This window comes from Reyranella soli (genome assembly GCF_007992495.1).
Lineage (GTDB): Bacteria > Pseudomonadota > Alphaproteobacteria > Reyranellales > Reyranellaceae > Reyranella > Reyranella soli.
In genome coordinates, this window is record NZ_BKAJ01000045.1 from 17,394 (window position 1) to 34,096 (window position 16,703).

The 16,703-nt window shown below is 67.6% G+C and carries 15 protein-coding genes; 8 read left to right on the forward strand and 7 right to left on the reverse strand.

The annotated features are described in order from the left end of the window. The first annotated feature begins 6 nt into the window (after positions 1 to 6). Positions 7 to 1,518 carry a DUF3300 domain-containing protein gene (locus RSO01_RS14370; protein ID WP_170303057.1) on the forward strand — a complete coding sequence of 504 codons (1,512 nt, stop codon included), beginning with the start codon at positions 7 to 9 and terminating at the stop codon, positions 1,516 to 1,518. Then, entirely contained in the window at positions 1,515 to 2,429 is a 915-nt protein-coding gene (locus RSO01_RS14375; RefSeq protein WP_147149795.1) for a DUF2950 domain-containing protein, read from the forward strand. The genes RSO01_RS14370 and RSO01_RS14375 overlap by 4 nt, the downstream gene beginning before the upstream one ends. A 149-nt stretch (positions 2,430 to 2,578) precedes the next feature. Here the strand turns inward: RSO01_RS14375 and RSO01_RS14380 are convergent, their stop codons facing one another. Beyond that, complete coding sequence (locus RSO01_RS14380; protein WP_170303058.1) at positions 2,579 to 3,319, reverse strand: molybdate ABC transporter substrate-binding protein; 741 nt, start codon at positions 3,317 to 3,319, stop codon at positions 2,579 to 2,581. A gap of 33 nt (positions 3,320 to 3,352) precedes the next feature. On the opposite strand from RSO01_RS14380, the gene RSO01_RS14385 reads away from it, so the two are divergent. The 6 genes from RSO01_RS14385 (at position 3,353) to dctP (ending at position 9,627) form a co-directional block, all read left to right on the forward strand. Then, positions 3,353 to 4,972: an FAD-dependent monooxygenase gene (locus RSO01_RS14385; RefSeq protein WP_147149797.1), complete on the forward strand. Its 1,620-nt coding sequence runs from the start codon at positions 3,353 to 3,355 to the stop codon at positions 4,970 to 4,972. After that, on the forward strand, positions 4,969 to 5,925 hold the full coding sequence (locus RSO01_RS14390; protein WP_147149798.1) for a Bug family tripartite tricarboxylate transporter substrate binding protein: 957 nt from the start codon (positions 4,969 to 4,971) through the stop codon (positions 5,923 to 5,925). Before RSO01_RS14385 ends, RSO01_RS14390 begins: the two co-directional genes overlap by 4 nt. Before the next feature lie 164 nt (positions 5,926 to 6,089). Beyond that, positions 6,090 to 6,473 carry a hypothetical protein gene (locus tag RSO01_RS14395; RefSeq protein ID WP_147149799.1) on the forward strand — a complete coding sequence of 128 codons (384 nt, stop codon included), beginning with the start codon at positions 6,090 to 6,092 and terminating at the stop codon, positions 6,471 to 6,473. A gap of 173 nt (positions 6,474 to 6,646) precedes the next feature. Then, complete coding sequence (locus tag RSO01_RS14400; RefSeq protein ID WP_147149800.1) at positions 6,647 to 7,276, forward strand: TRAP transporter small permease subunit; 630 nt, start codon at positions 6,647 to 6,649, stop codon at positions 7,274 to 7,276. Beyond that, positions 7,273 to 8,580 carry a TRAP transporter large permease gene (locus RSO01_RS14405; RefSeq protein ID WP_246158404.1) on the forward strand — a complete coding sequence of 436 codons (1,308 nt, stop codon included), beginning with the start codon at positions 7,273 to 7,275 and terminating at the stop codon, positions 8,578 to 8,580. The genes RSO01_RS14400 and RSO01_RS14405 overlap by 4 nt, the downstream gene beginning before the upstream one ends. An 18-nt stretch (positions 8,581 to 8,598) precedes the next feature. Further along, positions 8,599 to 9,627 carry a TRAP transporter substrate-binding protein DctP gene (dctP, locus tag RSO01_RS14410; RefSeq protein WP_147149801.1) on the forward strand — a complete coding sequence of 343 codons (1,029 nt, stop codon included), beginning with the start codon at positions 8,599 to 8,601 and terminating at the stop codon, positions 9,625 to 9,627. A 349-nt stretch (positions 9,628 to 9,976) separates the two neighbouring features. On the opposite strand, the gene RSO01_RS14415 is transcribed toward dctP, so the two are convergent. From RSO01_RS14415 to RSO01_RS14440, 6 genes are all read right to left on the reverse strand, one after another. Beyond that, positions 9,977 to 11,212 (reverse strand): MFS transporter, encoded by a 1,236-nt coding sequence (locus RSO01_RS14415; RefSeq protein ID WP_170303059.1) that lies wholly within the window; start codon positions 11,210 to 11,212, stop codon positions 9,977 to 9,979. Beyond that, entirely contained in the window at positions 11,202 to 12,371 is a 1,170-nt protein-coding gene (locus RSO01_RS14420; RefSeq protein WP_147149803.1) for an MFS transporter, read from the reverse strand. The genes RSO01_RS14415 and RSO01_RS14420 overlap by 11 nt, the downstream gene beginning before the upstream one ends. A 76-nt stretch (positions 12,372 to 12,447) precedes the next feature. After that, entirely contained in the window at positions 12,448 to 13,677 is a 1,230-nt protein-coding gene (locus tag RSO01_RS14425; RefSeq protein ID WP_170303060.1) for an MFS transporter, read from the reverse strand. A gap of 63 nt (positions 13,678 to 13,740) precedes the next feature. After that, on the reverse strand, positions 13,741 to 15,165 hold the full coding sequence (locus RSO01_RS14430) for an NAD(P)-binding domain-containing protein (RefSeq protein WP_147149805.1): 1,425 nt from the start codon (positions 15,163 to 15,165) through the stop codon (positions 13,741 to 13,743). 51 nt (positions 15,166 to 15,216) lie between these two features. After that, the gene (locus RSO01_RS14435; RefSeq protein ID WP_147149806.1) at positions 15,217 to 15,546 is read right to left on the reverse strand and encodes an ArsR/SmtB family transcription factor; all 330 of its coding nucleotides are present in this window, start codon (positions 15,544 to 15,546) and stop codon (positions 15,217 to 15,219) included. Positions 15,547 to 15,619: 73 nt separating this feature from the next. Continuing rightward, a complete protein-coding gene (locus RSO01_RS14440; RefSeq protein WP_147149807.1) occupies positions 15,620 to 16,432 on the reverse strand; it encodes a sulfite exporter TauE/SafE family protein in 813 nt (270 codons plus the stop codon). Between the last annotated feature and the right edge of the window lie 271 nt (positions 16,433 to 16,703).

Below are 16,703 nucleotides of genomic sequence, written 5' to 3' on the forward strand. Positions count from 1 at the left end.
GCACTTATGCGACGAAGGGAAGTGATGACCTTGGCGGCGACCGTCGCCGGCACAGGCTTGGCCGTCACCGCGAGCGGTTGGGCGGTCGCTCAAACGGCGCCGACGCCACCGCCGCCATCGAACACCGGCGCGGGTGGCGGCCCGACTGGTAGCCCGACTGGCAGCTCGAGTGGCGGCTCGACGGTCGGGACGGCGTCGCCCGCGACGAGCGCGGCCGGCACGGCCTCGGGCTCCCAGCCTTTCACGGCGGCGCAGCTCGACCAGCTGCTGGCGCCGATCGCGCTCTATCCCGACGCGCTGCTGGCGCAGACGCTGATGGCGGCGACCTATCCCCTGGAGGTGGTCGAGGCGGCGCGCTGGTCGAAGGACAATCCCAACCTCAAGGGCGATGCGGCGCTGGCCGCGGTAAAGGACGAGGGTTGGGACGTCAGCGTGACCTCGCTCGTGGCCTTCCCGCAGGTCCTGGCGATGATGAACAGCCAGCTCGACTGGACCCAGAAGATCGGCGACGCGATGATCGCCCAGCAGCCCGACGTCGCCGCGTCCATCCAGCGACTGCGTGCCCAGGCCCAGTCGGCCGGCACTCTGAAGAGCACGGCGCAGCAGACGGTCGCGCAGCAGCCGGCCAGCGCCGGCGCGCCGGCCGGAACGCCGGCCGCGATTGTGATCCAGCCGACCAACCCGGACACGGTCTACGTGCCGGCCTACGACCCGAGCTGGGCCTACGGCTCGTGGCCGTACGCCGACAATCCGCCGTCCTACTTCCCGCCGACCGGCTATGGCTGGGGCGGGTTCTATGGCGGTGGCTGGAGTGGCGGCTTCAGCTTCGGGCTGGGCTTCTCGGTGGGCGGCGGCTTCTTTGGCGGCTGGAGCTGGGGCGGCGGCTGGGGAGGCGGTTGGGGCTGGGGCGGCTGGGGCGGCTGGGGTCGGGGCAACAGCTACACCACGATCAACATCAACCGGGCGACCTACATCACCAACAATTTCAACCGCAACATCTATCACGACGGCCGCTGGAACCATGATCCGGCGCACCGCCACGGCGTGCCCTACCGCGACCGCGACAGCCGCGAGCGCTACGATCAGCACCATCCCGATGCCGCCCAGCGTCAGGCTTTCCGCGGCAGGCTCGACCATCCGACGGATGCCGGCCAGCGCGGCAACGAAAACCGGGGCGCCGCTGGTCGCGCGACCGAGGGCCGCGGCGGAGAGAACCGCGGTGGCGAGAATCGAGACGGAGAGAATCGAGGCGGCGAGAACCGGGCCGGCGAGAACCGTGGCGGCGAATATCGGGGTGGCGAAAACCGGGCTGGAGAGAATCGAGGCGGCGACTATCGCGGCGCCGAGAATCGCGGTCGCGAGAACAGCCACGCCCTGAGCAGCGCCAATCACGGCCGGCAGGTGCATCGCGAGGCCTCGCGCGGCCAGGCCTACCGGGGACATCCCAACTTCAGCCACGCGAGCCACGTCGGCCACGGCGGCGGCGGACATCGCGGCGGACATGGAGGCCGGCGATGAGCGCCCTCTTTCCCCGCCGCTCCCTCCTGGGCGGCATGGTGGCGAGCGTGGCCGCCGGCGCCGCGGCGCAGCAGCTGCCCAGGCTCCAAGGCTTCCCGACTGCCGACGCAGCGGCCGGCGCGCTCACCGAAGCGGTGCGGCGCGCCGACGGCAAGGCGTTGGCGGCGATGCTGGGAGACAAGTGGCGCGACTTCGTGCCGACCGACGACTGGGATTTCGGCGTCGAACGCAGCCGCTATCTCGAGGCGTGGCAGGATGCTCGCAAGGTGACGGTCGACCGCGACCGGGCGACCGTGGAGGTCGGCAGGACCGGCTGGACGTTGCCGATCCCGCTCGTCAAGGACGGCGCGGACTGGCGCTTCGACGTCGCTGCCGGCATCGACGAGATCGCGGCCCGCCAGATCGGCCGCAACGAGCTTGGCGCCATCCAGACCCTCCTGGCCATCGGCGATGCCGAGCGCGACTATGCCGAGCTCGATCCGATGAAGACCGGCTCGCCGGTCTATGCGAGGCGACTGACGAGCCTGCCTGGCAGGAAGGACGGACTCTATTGGCCGACCGCCGCGGGCGAGCCGCAAAGCCCGCTGGGCGAGCTGGTCGCCAGTTCGCAGGCCGACGGCAGCGCGCCGGGCGAGCAGTACGGCTACAATTTCCGCCTGCTTTACGGCCAGGGGCCGGCGGCATCGGGCGGGGCGCACGATTACATCGTGAACGGTCGCATGATCGGCGGCTTCGCCGCCATCGCCTGGCCGGTGGCGTACGGCAAGACCGGCATCAAGACCTTCGTCATGGGCTACAAGGGCGACGTCTACGAGCAGGATCTCGGTCCGCAGACCGCGCAGCGCGCGGCCTCGATCACGAGCTTCAACCCGGACAAGGGTTGGGATAAGGCCGACACGGCGCCGCCGTAACCAGCAATCGCTGTTCTTCTTCCGTGTGAACGAAAGATCAAGGCACTCTCGCGACCTTAGGAAGGCGTTCCCGCATTCCCGTCGTCCGATCACTGGAGGCCATGATGGATTTCGCGGCCGGCTCGACATCCAAGCACGCGGCTGAGGTTCTAAGGCGTATCGAGTCCCTTGGCGCGGAACACCGCCATCGAGGCCGGTGATCGCAGGAAGTCGATCAGTGCCTTGCCTGTCGCCGGCTCGGCGCTCGATGCTTCGACACAGGCGACGAACACCGTGACCATGTGCAGGTCGCCGGGCAGCAGGCCCAGGATCTCGATGCCGCGGACCTGCAGCAGCTCGGGCTTCTGCTGCACGGCGAGCTCGACCTCGCCGCTCACCAGCAGGTCGGCGCACAGGCCGGCCGGCGGCGGATACTTCGTCTTGGCGTTGATCTCGGCGGCGATGCCGAGGCGCTCTACCAGCTTGGCGAAATAGATGCCGCTCGCGCCGCCGGCCGCCGGGTCGCTGTAGGAGATCGCGCGCGCCTCGAGCAGCGTGCGCGTCAGCGCTTGCGGCGTCGAGATGTCGGGCCGCGGCGCGCCCGCCTTGACGGCAAGCGCGGTGGCCGAGCTCGCCAGCGTGACCTCGGATCCAGCCAGCACGCGGCCGTCGCGCATCATGGCGTCCATGCCGGCGCGGTTGAGGATCAGCACGTCGGCGGTCTCGCCGCCCTGCAGGCGCTTCACCAGGGCGGGCGCGGTGTTCCAGGTGATCTCGAGGCGGCAGCCGTTCGCCGTCTCGAACTGCGGCACCAGCGCCTCCAGGGCGCTCTGCACTGCGATGGTGCTGAAGACTTTCACGTCGCGTGTCACCGGCCGCTCGCTTTCCTTCGTCTGCCTGTCCTTTATCATGTTCTGCTCGTCGGGCAGTCGAGGAGCAACGAAATGCCGGAAGTTCCTGTCCTGATCGTCGGTGGCGGCCCGGTGGGGCTGATGGCCTCGCTGTTGCTGTCGCGGCTCGGCATCCGGTCGCTGCTGGTCGAGCGCCATCCCGGCACCGCGATCCACCCGAAGGCGCGCGGCATCAATGCGCGCACCATGGAAGTCTTCCGCCAGCAGGGCATCGAGACGGCCGTGCGCCAGGCCGGCCTGCCGCCCGAACGCACCGGCTTCATCGTCTGGGCCAAGTCCCTGGCCGGCGAGGAGATCGAGCGCCGCGTGCCGTGGGGCCGCAGCGAGAAGAGCGTAGAAGTCTCGCCGGTGCGGGCCTGCCTGTGCGCCCAGGACTATCTCGAGCCGGTGCTACGGCGTTGCGCGGAGGAACAGGCGCCGGGCGAGCTCAGCTTCAACACGGAGCTGAAGGGCTTCACCCAGGACGGTGCCGGCGTTACCGCGACACTGCGCGACGTCGTCACCGGTGCTGAGCGGAAGATTTCAGCGCAATACATGATTGCGGCCGACGGCGCACAGAGCCAGGTGCGCAACGCGCTTGGCGTGCGCATGGACGGCAAGAAGGACGTCTACGACAGCGTCAACATCCTGCTCGAGGCCGACCTGCGCCCATGGACCGAGGATCGGCCCGCCGCGCTCTACTTCATCGAGAGCGACAAGCTGCGCGGCACCTTCCTCACCATCAACGCCCATGATCGCTGGGGCTTCCTGGTGAACTCGTTGAGGGCGCAAGGTTACGCGCCGCAGGATTTTACCCCTGCACGCTCGGCCGAGCTGGTGCGGCTGGCCGCTGGTGTGCCCGACCTCCCGGTGAAGGTTTTAGGCGTCGCCCCGTGGGTCGCCTCGGCGCACGTCGCCGAGCAGTACCGCCACGGCCGCATCTTTCTCGCCGGCGATGCCGCGCACGAGATGCCGCCGACCGGCGGCTTCGGCATGAACACCGGCGTGCAGGACGTCCACAATCTCTGCTGGAAGCTCGCCCTGGTGCTGCAGGACAAGGCGGCCGACTCGCTCTTGCAGACCTATCACGACGAGCGTCAGCCGCTCGCCCGCACCATCACCGAGCAGGCCCTCGCGAACGCGGTCTCCATGGGTCGCCTGCAGAAGACCAGCGAGACCAAAAGCGCCCGTCCCGAATTTCTCAACGAGCAGGGCATGATCTTCGGCGCGAGCTACAATTCGGCCGCCGTCGTGCCGGACGGTACGCCGCCGCCCGCCATCGCCAATCCCATCACCGACTACATGGCGTCCGCGCGTCCGGGTGGCCGCGCGCCGCATGCCTGGCTGCAACGCCCGGACGGCGAGCGCGTCTCGGCCATCGATCTCGTCGGTAAGGGGTTTGCGCTGCTGGCCGGGGCAAGAGGCGCGGCATGGGCCGACGCGGCGAAGGCGATGCAGACGAGCAACGGCATCGACGTCACGCCTATCATCGTGGGCAACGGCGATCTGAGGCCGGCCGACGAGCGCTGGCGCGAGACCTACGGCATCGACGAGGGCGGCGCGGTGCTGGTGCGCCCCGACGGCTACGTCGGCTGGCGCAGCGCCTCGGCCGTTTCCGATCCCGTGCGCACGCTGGCCAACGCCTTGGACAGTATCCAGGGCCGCGCGTCATGAGCGCGACGCGGCGCCTGGTGCTGCAAGGCGGGCTCGCGGGTCTCGCCATGCCGGGCGCGGCACTTGCCCAGGACGGCCAGCTGCGCATCGTCGTGCCTTTCGCCGCCGGTTCGGGGACCGACAACGCGGCGCGCGTGTTCGGCGAGGCGGTGCGGCTGGCGACCGGCCGCAGCGTCATGGTCGACAACAAGCCGGGCGGCGGCACCAGTATCGGCTCGCTGGAAGTTTCGCGCGCCCGGCCCGACGGCGCCACGGTGCTGCTCACGACCGGCGGCCATACCACCAATGCCGTGTTGAGCCGCAAGCTGCCCTATGATTCGATCGAGGGCTTCACGCCGATCATGCTGCTGACGCGCAGCCAGGGTTTCGGCCTGATTGTGGGCGGCGGCTCGCGCTTCAAGACCATCCAGGAGTTCCTGGCGGCGGCGAAGGCCGAGCCCGGCAAGCTCACCTATGGCTCGTCGGGCATCGGCAACACGACCCATGTCGTGGGCGAACTGTTCTGCCGCAGCGCCCAGGTCCAGCTCACGCACGTGCCCTACAAGAGCACGCCGATCAACGACGCCATGACCGGCACGATCGACTGCTTCTTCGTCTCGCCCTCGCTCATCATGCAGTACCTGAAGGCCGACAAGCTGCGGGCTCTCGGCGTGTCGAGCGCGCAGCGCATCGCGCTGCTGCCCGACGTGCCGACCTTCGCCGAGTTCGGCATCGAAGCCGACATCCCCGGATGGTCGGGATTCTGGGGACCGGCCAATCTGCCGCCGGCACTGGTCGAGAGCCTGTTCCAGACGCTGTCCAGGGGTGCACAGGAAAAGTCGTTCCAGACCTACGCGCGCGACAACGGCAGCGAAGTCGTCTGCCTGCCGCCCGCTGAGTTCAAGGCCTATGTCGTGAGCGAGATCGAGCGCTATCGCCGTGTGCTGCCGCCGCTCGGCATCCAGGTCGATTGAGCCCGATATGACAATATCGCGGCAGGGTGTGTTTTCGCACATTCCAGCCTGCCCCCTGCGTGATCTCTTCCGCGCGCCGAAGACCGCGGGGACGCGCAGCCATGACTGTCGACCTTTTTCGAGGCCATCTCCGTGCTGCTGTTCTCCAGCGCCGGGCTCGTCACATGAAGAGCCAGCACCTCGTCGCCACCATCGCGCTCGCCCTATTGCTTGTCCTGCAGGCGTCGGCGGGCCGCGCCCAAGCGCTCGACAAGCCCGACCCGTCGGTCAGGTCGTGGCTGCCCGGCTGCCGCGTCTTCCTCGAGCATCCTGAATCGGTCGGCTCCGAAGCGGCAGGCCAGTGTGCGGGCGCGGTCGATGCGCTGCTCTATATCGGCGAGGTCCTGGAGCCCGACTATCGCTTCTGCGTGCCGCTGCGCGTCCCGCGGCAGGAGATCATCTCGACCATCGTCGCCAATATCGAAGCGATGCAGCCGGAAGCCAATCGCCAGGACTTCAAGGGCATGGTGCTGGGCATCCTGCGCTTCAACTGGCCGTGCCGCGAATAGAAAGCCCGCATCGCGAACGGCGCCAATGGGGTTGATCGGTCGCATTGGCCTAGCCTAACGTGTGCCCGACAGCGGGTAATGATGGTGGTCCGGTAAGAGAGATCCCACGCCGCTCTGGGAAGGGAGCCAAGATGGGATCGCGCGCTGGCCGCGCCGGTCGTGGCGGGCGCTGAATGGCCGCTGACGACCGCGCACAATCGTCTGTTTTCCTGCGTCGCGCCGATGCGCTGCTGTCGCCGGTCGAAGACAGCCTCAACATCATCGCCGCCCTCGCCATCTTCTTCCTGATGTTCGTGGGCGTGGCGCAGATCGTCGGTCGCACCGTCTTCGACTTCGCGATCTACGGCTACATCGACTGGATCGAGCAGGCCTCCTCGCTGTTCGCCTTTCTCGGCATCGCCTACGCCCAGCGGCTGGGCAGCCATATCGGCATGGACCTGACGATGAACTGGCAGCCCTCGAATCGCTGGAAGATCGAGCTGTTCGGCGTCGTCATGATCTTCGCGATCGTCACCGTGCTGATCTACGCCAGCTTCACCAACTTCCTGCGGGCGTACCAGATCGGCGATTCGACCATGGACATCAAGCTGCCGACCTGGCCGGCCAAGCTGATGGTGCCGCTGGCGCTCTCGGTGCTGTGGTTGCGCCTGTCGCTGCAGGCCTGGGGTTATATGCGCCTGATCGCCCATCCCGGTGCCGATCCGATCGCGGTGCCCAAGCTCATAACCCTCGAAACCCAGGTGAAGGACGAGATCGCTGACGCGCTCGGCCGCGAGGAAGCGGAACGGAAGGAAGCGCGGTGATCGAATTCAGTCCCCTCACCATCGGCTGCATCGGCGTGGTCGTCCTGCTGGCGCTGTGCTTCGCCGGTGTGCGATTCGCCTTTGCCGGCGCCATCACCGGCACGGCCGGCCTGGTCTGGCTGATCGGCTGGGATGCCGGCATCCGCACCGCCGGCATCGCGCCCTACACCTCGGGCGCCAACTACACGCTGTCGGTCCTGCCGATGTTCATCCTGATCGGCTACCTGGCCTACTACGCCGGCATCACCCAGAGCGCCTTCGAGGCGGCGCGCCGATGGTTCGGCTGGCTGCCCGGCGGGCTCGCCACCGGCACGGTGTTCGCGGTCGCAGGCTTCTCGGCGGTGTCCGGCGCCAGCAGCGCCGCCGCCGCGGTATTCGCCAAGGTGGCGATCCCCGAGATGCTGCGCGCCAAGTACGACAAGAAACTGGCAGCCGGCGTCTGCGCCGCCGGCGCCACGCTCGATTCGCTGATCCCGCCCAGCACCTTGCTGGTCGTCTACGGCATCGTCACCGAGCAGTCGATCGGCAAGCTGCTGGTCGCGGGCTTCGTGCCCGGCATCTTCTCGGCGTTCGTCTATGCGATGATCATCACGTACCGCTGCTGGCGCAAACCCGAGCTCGGCCCGCGCATCACCGGCTACACCTGGATGCAGCGCGCCGAATCGCTGCCGGCCACGACGCCGATCTTCCTGGTCATCCTGATCATCTTCCTCAGCATGTATTTCGGCTGGGCGACGCCGACCGAGGCGGGCGCGCTCGGCGCCTTCTCGGTATTCGGCTTTGCGCTAAAGAACGGCATCAAGCGCGGCGAGCTGCGCCAGTGCCTGCTCGACTCGGCGAAGCTCACGGTGATGATCTTCACGGTGATCTGGGGCGTCCTGATCTTCGTGCGCTTCCTCGGCTTCTCGGGCATGCCGGAGGAGATTTCCAACTGGGTCACCCATCTCGCCCTGCCGCCGATCGCCATCCTGCTGGCGATCTATGTCCTTTATTTCATTCTCGGTACGGTGCTCGAGGGTATCGGCATGTTCCTGCTGACCCTGCCCGTGGTCTTCCCGGTGATCAACGCACTGGGCTACGACCCGATCTGGTTCGGCATCGTGCTGGTGAAGCTCTCGGGCATCGCCTCGCTGTCGCCGCCGGTCGGGCTGGTGGTGTTCGTGGTCAACGGCGTGCGGCCGGACATTCCCGTGCGCGACATCTTCAAGGGCATCTGGCCGTTCATCTTCGCCGACATCATCACGCTCGGCGTGCTGACGGCGTTTCCCGAGATCGTCACCTTCATCGTCGAAACCACAGACTGAAATCAGGGAGGAGTCACCATGTATCGAAGGTTTTCTCTGTCGATAGCGTTGGGAGCGGGCCTGTTGGCGGCGCTGCCGGCGGAGGCCAACGACAAGGTCACCTGGACCTTCTCGCTCTACGGGCCGCCGCGGGCGGCGACGGTGACCTTCGAGCACCTGGCGAAGGTCGCCAAGGAGAAGAGCGGCGGCAATTTCATCATCAACCTCAAGTACAATGAGCAGCTCGGCGAGGCGAAGGACTTCCTCGATGGCATCAAGGTCGACGCCTACCAGGGCGCGTTCGTCGCCTACTCCTACGCGCCGGCGAAGACGCCGCTGCAGGGCGTGCTCGACATGCCGTTCCTGCCGATCGACGACCTGGTGGCGTCGGCCAAGGTGCAGGACGGCTACCAGGCCTGGAAGCCGGTGGCCGACGAGCTCGGCAAGTGGAATGCCATGCACTTCATGACCCTGCTGCTGCCGAACTACGAGTTCATGGGAGCGGGCAAGCCGCCGCGTAACCTCGAGGACTGGAAGGGCATGCGGGTGCGCGCGCTGGGCGGGCTGGGCGACGCCATGAAGCTCCTGGGGGCCGTGCCGACCTCGGTGTCGGCGCCGGAAGTCTACACCGCGCTCGAGCGCGGCACCTTCCAGGCCGCGTCGTTCCCCTTCACCTACAGCTTCACGGCCTACAAGCTGCACGAAGTGTCGAAGTGGTACACCTTGGGCATGCAGCTCGGCATCGTGCACAATTCGGTGGTGCTGAGCCAGACGGCGTGGAAGGCATTGCCCGACGAGTACAAGAAGATCCTCGAGGAGGCCAAGCCCGAAGCCTACCGCCTGCAGCGCGTGGCCTACGAGGAGGCCGACAAGAAGTCCTTCCCGCTGTTCGAGAAGCGCAAGCTCGAGGTCATCAAGGTCTCGCCCGAAATGCGCGACAAGCTGATCGCGACGGCGGGTAAGCCGGTATGGGACCAGTGGGTCGCCGAGACCGAGAAGAAGGGCCTGCCCGGCAAGGAGGCGCTGGAGCTGGTGCTGTCGCTGGCGAAGAAGGCGGCGACGAACTGACTCATATCTCCTCCCCCGTCATACGGGGGAGGGTAGGGAGGGGGAAAGCCTCAGAGTCGATCTGGCCAAGGAAGAGATCATTCCGATCTGAAATTGGCAGCGCCCGTACTGTTGCCCGCCCCCTCCTATATCCTCCCCCGTATGACGGGGGAGGCCTAGGAAGTGTCGAGACCTGGCGACACGGACGATACGAACTATCCCAAGGGATGACATCGCAACAAAACATGGCGTCCCTATATCGATGCCATGTTCGTTCCTACCGCCCTTGTCACCGTCATGGCTCTGAGCTTCGGCGTGATCGTGGTGCTTGTCGCCCGCGAGGTTGCGAAGCGGTAACCAGGTATCGCGTTCAGCCGCCGCGATCGCCTTCGAGCTCGCGTGGCCGGATGGCGACGAACACCATCATCGCCAGCGCCATCAGAATGGCGACCACCCCGAAGGCGAGGCCCCACGCCAATGGCGACATCCCGCCCGCAGCGTCGAGTGTCCAGCCGATCGCCAGCGGCCCGACGAAGCCGCCCGCGTAACCCAGCATCGAATGCACGGCGAGCGTGGCGCCGCGTCGCGCCGGATCGGCCGAGCCTGCGGCGCCGGCGGTGAGCGACGAAGAATCGAGCCAGATGATCATGCCGTAGACCACGATCAGCACGACGGCGAGCCAGTAGCCTTTCGAGCCGACGAAGCCCAGCAGCAGCCCGACCGCGATCGACAGCACCATGGCGCCGACGATCAGCCGCCGTCGTCCGAAGCGGATCGAGGCTTCGTTGCCCAAGACGCTGGTGAGCGTGCCCAGAAGGCCGAGCACGGTGATGACGACGGTGGGCGACAGCAGCTCGCCCGTCATGCCGCTATGGACCGCGACCCAGGCCAGGAAGGCCACGCCCCAGCCGCGCAGGGCGTTCATCTCCAGCGTGTGCACGCAATAGGCCAGGGAGTAGGCGAAGGCCGAGCGGTTGCGCAGCACGGGGCGGAAGTCGAACAGCGCCGGCTGGGCGCCGGGCCTGGGCGCCGGCGGCGGCCGGCCGGGCACGGCGAGCGCCACGGTGATCCAGGCGATCGCCGCCGTGAGGCCGGCGCTGGCAAAGGCCCATCGCCAGCCGAACTCGGAAGCCAGGAAATCGCCCAGCACGTAGGAAACCGCGCCCGAGATGCCGATGCTGGCGGCGTGGCCGGTGACGGCGCGCGACATCATCTTGGCGTCGACCTGGTCGGCCAAGAGCTTCAAGCCCGTCATGTAGGTGCCGGCCCAGCCGATGCCCGCCAGCCCGCGCAGCGCCATCGCCGACCAGAAGCCGTCTGCCAGCAGGCCGAAGGCCAAGTGCGCGATCAGCGTGCAGCCGACGCCGAACAGGTAGACGCGCTTGGCGTCGATGCGGTCGGTCAAGGTCACCAAGACCGGCACCGAGAGCATGTAGGCGGCATAGAACGAGGAGGTGATCCAGCCGGCCTCGCTGTTGGTGAGCGACCAGTGCCGCATCATCTGCGGCATCAGCGCCGGCCAGTAGAAGGCGCCGATCTGCACGAAGACCTGGGCGGTGCAGACGATGGCGACCAGGCGCGCGCCCGTTGTGCGGTCAATCGGCATGGGCTCGGGCATCCTTGGGCGCCTGCAGGACACAAAACGCGGCGCAGGCGGCCAGGCTGAGGCCGGCGGTCACGAATAGGATCGACGCGCCGATATTGTCGAGCAGGACGGCGAAGGCGAAGGGAGCAAGGGCCGACAGGAAGCGCGATGGCAAGCCGATCAGGCCCAGGCGATAGCCGTAGTTCTCCGGTCCGAAGATGGCGAGCGGCACGGTGCCCCGCGCGATCGTGAGGATGCCGTTACCGGAACCGTGCAGCACGGCAAAGGCGCTCGATGCGACGCTGCCTCCCGCGATCAATAGAACGGCCACCCCGATCGGATGCGTGAGCGAGGCGAGGCGTGCCGTGATCAGGGGATGCAAACGCGACAGGGGTCCGGCCTCGAGCAGCCGCGCCGCGACCTGGGCCGGTCCGATCAGCGCGCCGGCCGCGATCGCCTGCATCGTCGAAGCGCCGGCTGCCTCCATGATGCGCGGGAAATGCGCAGCCATGCCGGCCGTCACCACCCAAGCCGCGGCGAAGGCAAAGCCGAGCAGGATCATCGGCCGGTCGAGCGGTACCGGCTTGTCGGTGGCGTGCTTCTCGCTTACGGCCATGGTCGGCCGCGGCAGGCACCAGTAGTTCAGTGGCAGGGCGACGAAGAAGTGTAGCGCCGCCCAGGCGAGGCACGTGTCGCGCCAGCCGATCGTCGATGCCCCCCACGCCGTGAGAGGCCAGCCGATGGTGCTGGCGAAGCCGGCGAACAGGGTGATCCCGGTGATGGCGCCACGCGCACTGGTGCCGTAGATGCGCCCCAGCACGGCGAAGGCCGCGTCATAGAGGCCAATGCCCATGCCGATGCCCAGGACGAGCCAGGCGAGCTGGAGGACGAGCAGGGACTGCGCGAGACTCAGCATCACGAGCCCGCCGGCGAACAAGAGGTTGGACACGGCCAGCACGGCATTGCCGCTGCCGCGATCGATCAGCCGGCCGGCGCGCGGGCCCAGCAGCGCCGAGATGATCAGCGATACGGAAAAGCTCGCATACAGCCAGGTGGTCGACGTGCCGGTGTCGCGCGCGATGTCGTCGGCGAGAATTGCCGGCAGGTAGTAGCTCGATGCCCAGGCGAGCGTCTGTGTCGAGCCCAGGACAGTGATCGTCGACAACCGGCGCCTGTCCATCAAGCGGCCAACATCGCTGCCAGGAAGCCGTAGGGCGAGGCGAAATCGAAGTGGAAGTCGACACAGCAGGTCATGGTCACACTCTCGACAAGCGCCTACGCAGGCTGAGAACGCCCAGCGCGGCGCCGCACAGGGTCAGCCCGAGGAAGATCCAGTAGGCGGCGGTCGGCGACCACAGCAGCGGCAGCGGCCCGGCGGCGGCGCCGGAGACGCCGACCACGAAGGTCGTGCCCTTGATGGTTCCGAGATGCGCGGTGCCGAAGGATTCGGCCAGGCCCGACGAATGCACGACCTGCAGCATGCCGATCATGGCGCCGAGCGTGACGGCGTAGACGAGACCGCCGCCAAGTCCGGGAGCCGCCATCACCGAGAGGACCGACGCCGCCAGCATGGCAAGGCCGAGCAGTCCGACCGGCCGCGCACCGAAGCGATCGACCAGCATGCCTGTCGCCAGGGTGGCCACGGCCTGCATGGTCGTCACGGCGCCCAGCAGGGCGATGGCTTGCGAGCGATCGAGGCCCGCAGCGGACATCGCCCGTACATGATCGAGCAGCAGAGCGGTGTTGACGGCGTTCACCAGCAAAGTGATCGCCGTCAGGTACCAGAAGACGGTGGTGCCGGCGGCTTCGCCGAGCGTCAACCCGTCGCCGACGTTGGCCGAGACGCTTGGTCCCGGACGGCCGAAGTCGCGGTCGGCTCGGTCTGCGGGCCGATTGCGATAAAGGGCCAGACCTACCGGCATCATGATCGCGAACACGCCGGCGCCGAGCGTGAGGTAGGCGGTGCGCCAGCCGTCGGACTGGATGATGCCTTCGGCGAAGGGCGGCACGACTAGTCCGCCGATCGCCATACCCATCAAGGTCAGGGCGATGATGCGGCCGCGGAAGCGGTCGAACCACAGATTGACCATCTGGTTGCTGACCAGGCTGAGACCGGCGATGGCGGTGGCCCGCAGGAGTACGAAGCCTGCCGCCAGCGACCAGGCGTTCCAGGCGACACTCATGACGCCGCAGGCGATGGCGAGCGCCACGACGATCGGCGCGATCAGGCGACGCGGCCCGAAGCGGTCGACCAGCCGGCCGATCATGGGAGCGGTCAGGATGCCGAGGAAGGTGCCGATGCTGTAGAGCAGCAGCACATGCTCGCGCGCCAGGCCGAGGTCGACGGCGATCGGATCGATGAAGGAGGAGACGCCGACGGTCTGCCCGGGTGTCGTCGCGAATATGCCGACGAAGGCAGAAAACGCCACCAGGGCGCCGGTCAGGCCCGGTGAGCGAACACGCGGATTGGCAATGACAGCTTCCACTTGATCATCCGTAGTCGGCCGTGCCGCCGGGCGGACCCGGCGGCATCGGCGCATGCGGCGTCATCAGCAGCCGCAGCCTTTCTTGCCTTCCTGCTTGGCCTTCACGTCGGCCACGCAACAGCCGCTCGGTGTCTGGGCGGCCTTCGGTTCCGGTGCCGGACCGCCGCAGCATCCAGCCGCGCTCGCCTCCGCCTTGGCGAGGTTGGCCTCCGGGCCCGGGCCCGAGCAGACGCCGGTTTCGGGCAGCACCAGCTCGACGCGGGCGGCTGCTTCATGGTCGCCGGCGATCTCGGCCACGATCGATCGGACCTGCTCGTAGCCCGTCAGCATCAGGAAGGTCGGCGCGCGGCCGTAGCTCTTCATGCCGGCGAAGTAGAAGCCGGGTTCGGGCTGGGCGAGCTCGCGCGCGCCGTGCGGGCGCACCGTGCCGCAGCTGTGGACGTTGGGATCGATCAGCGGCGCCAGGATGGGCGGGCACTCGACGGCCGGATCGAGCGACAGCCGGACCTCGCGCAGGAAGTCGAAGTCTGGCCGGAAGCCCGTCGCCACCACCAGCTCGTCGACGGCAACGAAGCGGCCGCAGCACGAAGACCCGGCGCCGATGCGCAGCTTCTCGCTGTCGCGGCTGATGTGCGAGACGCGGAAGCCGGTCTCGACGCAGATCTTGCCGTCCATCACCAGCTTGGCGAAGGCCGTGCCCAGGGCGCCACGGGCAGCGAGCTTGTCATTGGCGCCGCCGCCGAACGCCTTCTCGGGTTTGTCTCCGCGCAGCAGCCAGATGACCTCGGTCCCCGGCGCTTCCGCCTTGAGGCGCACGAGGTCGATCAGTGTGCCGATCGCCGAATGGCCAGCACCCAGCACGGCCACGGTGCGACCGGCGTAGCGGGCGTGCTCGCGGCCCATCACGTCGGGCATGCCGTAGGCGATGCGGTCCTGCGCCTCGCGCTCGCCGATTGCCGGCAAGCCGTCGGCGCCGGCCGGGTTGGGCGAGAACCAGGTGCCGGTGGCGTCGATCACGGCATCGGCCTTGAGCTGCTCGGGGCCTCCATTCCTCGAAGCTTGGCCATTCTGATAGCGGATGGTGAAGGGCTCGAAGGCGCGGCCGTTGCTCTTCATCTTGTCGAAGCCGGCGCGGCCGACGCTGGTCACCATGCTGCTGGTGCGGATGTGGTCCTTGAGCGGCGTGCGCGTGGCCAGCGGCTCGAGATATTGCGCGAGAAGCTCACCACCGGTCGGATACTGGTCGGGCGCCGGAGAATTCCAGCCGGCCGCCGTCAGAAGCCGCTCCGACGCCGCGTCGATGGCGTATTCCCACGGCGAGAACAGCGGCACGTGGCTCCACTGGCGCACCGCGTGGCCGACCTGCGGGCCGGCTTCGAGCACGACGGGCTCCATGCCACGTTCGAGCACGTGCGCGGCGGCGGCGAGGCCGACGGGGCCTGCGCCCAGGATGGCGACGGTCTTCGGCTTGTTCAGTGAGTCGGGCATGTCGGATGCTCCTGTCCTTCCGGAATCATCGAAATAGTTGGGCAAAAAAACTCACGCGACCTTCGGCATTTTCGAAAGTGCTGCAGGTGCGCAGGTTCCTTCGGCGCAGCATTCCTCGACCATGTAGTCGATCAGGCCGCGCATCATGTCGTAGTTGGTGTGGCAAACAAGGGTGGTGCCTTCGCGCGTCTGGGTGACCAGGCCGACGCCGACCAGCGCCTTGAGGTGATGCGAGAGAGTGGAGGCGGCGATGTCGAGCCGGGCCTGCAGGCGGCCGACCGGCATGCCTTCCTGACCGGCCCGCACCAGGGTACGGTAGATTTTTAGCCGGGTCGGATTGCCCAAGGCTTCCAGGCGGGCTGCGGCATCGTCGAGCTTCATGACGGCAATCTGGGATGCGTCCTGGGGAATGTCAAACGGTCTTTCCGGAATATTCGAAATAAAGACCGGCGCGTCATTCGTGACGCCAGACCTTGTAGGCACTGATCAGCAGGATCGCCGCCAGTGCCGGCAACAGCACGAAGCCCGGGACGATGCCCAGCAGCAGCGCCCCGACCAGGCTTCCGGCGATCGAGCCGGCGGCCATCACGATCACGAACCAGCGATTGCGTCCCAGGACGACGAAGGTGCTGTCGCGGCTGTAGCGGGCGAAGCCGACCAACATGGTCGGCAAGCTGACGGCGAGCGACAGGCTGCCCGCGAGCTTCACGTCGGTGCCGAACAGCAGGATCAGGGTGGGAATCAAGAGCTCACCGCCGGCCACACCCAGCAGCGAGGCCACGACGCCGATGACAATGCCCGCCGCCACGCCGGCCACCATCTGGGCCGTGCCGGTGAGCAACGGCCGGCCCGATCCTTCTGCCCCGTGACCGACCAGCAACACGCCGGCGATCACGACCAGCAGCACAGCGATGACGCGATACAGCGTCTCCGAGCGCAGTCGGGTCGCCCACGCCGCGCCGACCCAGGCACCCAAGAGACTGCCGGCCAGCAGGTTCGCTATGACCATCCAGTGCCCGGCAATGGCTGCGAGGGAGATCGTCCCGGTGCGCAGCGGCAAGGCCGACGCCACGACGATCAAGCTCATCGCCTTGTTGACGATGACGGCTTCCAACGGGCCGAAGCGGAACAGGCCGATCAGCAGCGGCAGGCGGAACTCGGCGCCGCCCAGGCCAATGAGCCCGCCCAGCGTGCCGATCCCCGTGCCGGCGAGGAAAGCGCCTACGCCGCCCTTGCGTCCACTGCCTTCCTGAGCCGTCGCCGTCATGCCGCACTCGTTATATCCAATAGGACATTACGGCAAGAAGCCGCGCCAGGGCCAGATGTCCATGGCTGTCCCAGGAATGGCGCGCCACGCCGGCGTGACCGAAACGTGACTTGCGCGACTGTCGCCGGCGCACGAAATTGGCGATGTGAAGCGCCTGCGCCTCTTTGCCGGTCTGCTGGGATGTCTCGCCATTTTGGCGGCGAGCCTGTCGGTGGTCGCCTACGTGCCGGCTCAGGCCCAGGCAGCGGCCTCCGAACCTTGCGACCATTGT

Coding starts and splice junctions, on each gene's coding strand:
- RSO01_RS14370 (WP_170303057.1), top strand. CDS start 7: ATGCGACGAAGGGAAGTGATGACCTTGGCGGCGACCGTCGCCGGCACA.
- RSO01_RS14375 (WP_147149795.1), top strand. CDS start 1,515: ATGAGCGCCCTCTTTCCCCGCCGCTCCCTCCTGGGCGGCATGGTGGCG.
- RSO01_RS14380 (WP_170303058.1), bottom strand. CDS start 3,319: ATGATAAAGGACAGGCAGACGAAGGAAAGCGAGCGGCCGGTGACACGC.
- RSO01_RS14385 (WP_147149797.1), top strand. CDS start 3,353: ATGCCGGAAGTTCCTGTCCTGATCGTCGGTGGCGGCCCGGTGGGGCTG.
- RSO01_RS14390 (WP_147149798.1), top strand. CDS start 4,969: ATGAGCGCGACGCGGCGCCTGGTGCTGCAAGGCGGGCTCGCGGGTCTC.
- RSO01_RS14395 (WP_147149799.1), top strand. CDS start 6,090: ATGAAGAGCCAGCACCTCGTCGCCACCATCGCGCTCGCCCTATTGCTT.
- RSO01_RS14400 (WP_147149800.1), top strand. CDS start 6,647: ATGGCCGCTGACGACCGCGCACAATCGTCTGTTTTCCTGCGTCGCGCC.
- dctP (WP_147149801.1), top strand. CDS start 8,599: ATGTATCGAAGGTTTTCTCTGTCGATAGCGTTGGGAGCGGGCCTGTTG.
- RSO01_RS14415 (WP_170303059.1), bottom strand. CDS start 11,212: ATGCCGATTGACCGCACAACGGGCGCGCGCCTGGTCGCCATCGTCTGC.
- RSO01_RS14420 (WP_147149803.1), bottom strand. CDS start 12,371: ATGGACAGGCGCCGGTTGTCGACGATCACTGTCCTGGGCTCGACACAG.
- RSO01_RS14430 (WP_147149805.1), bottom strand. CDS start 15,165: ATGCCCGACTCACTGAACAAGCCGAAGACCGTCGCCATCCTGGGCGCA.
- RSO01_RS14435 (WP_147149806.1), bottom strand. CDS start 15,546: ATGAAGCTCGACGATGCCGCAGCCCGCCTGGAAGCCTTGGGCAATCCG.
- RSO01_RS14440 (WP_147149807.1), bottom strand. CDS start 16,432: ATGACGGCGACGGCTCAGGAAGGCAGTGGACGCAAGGGCGGCGTAGGC.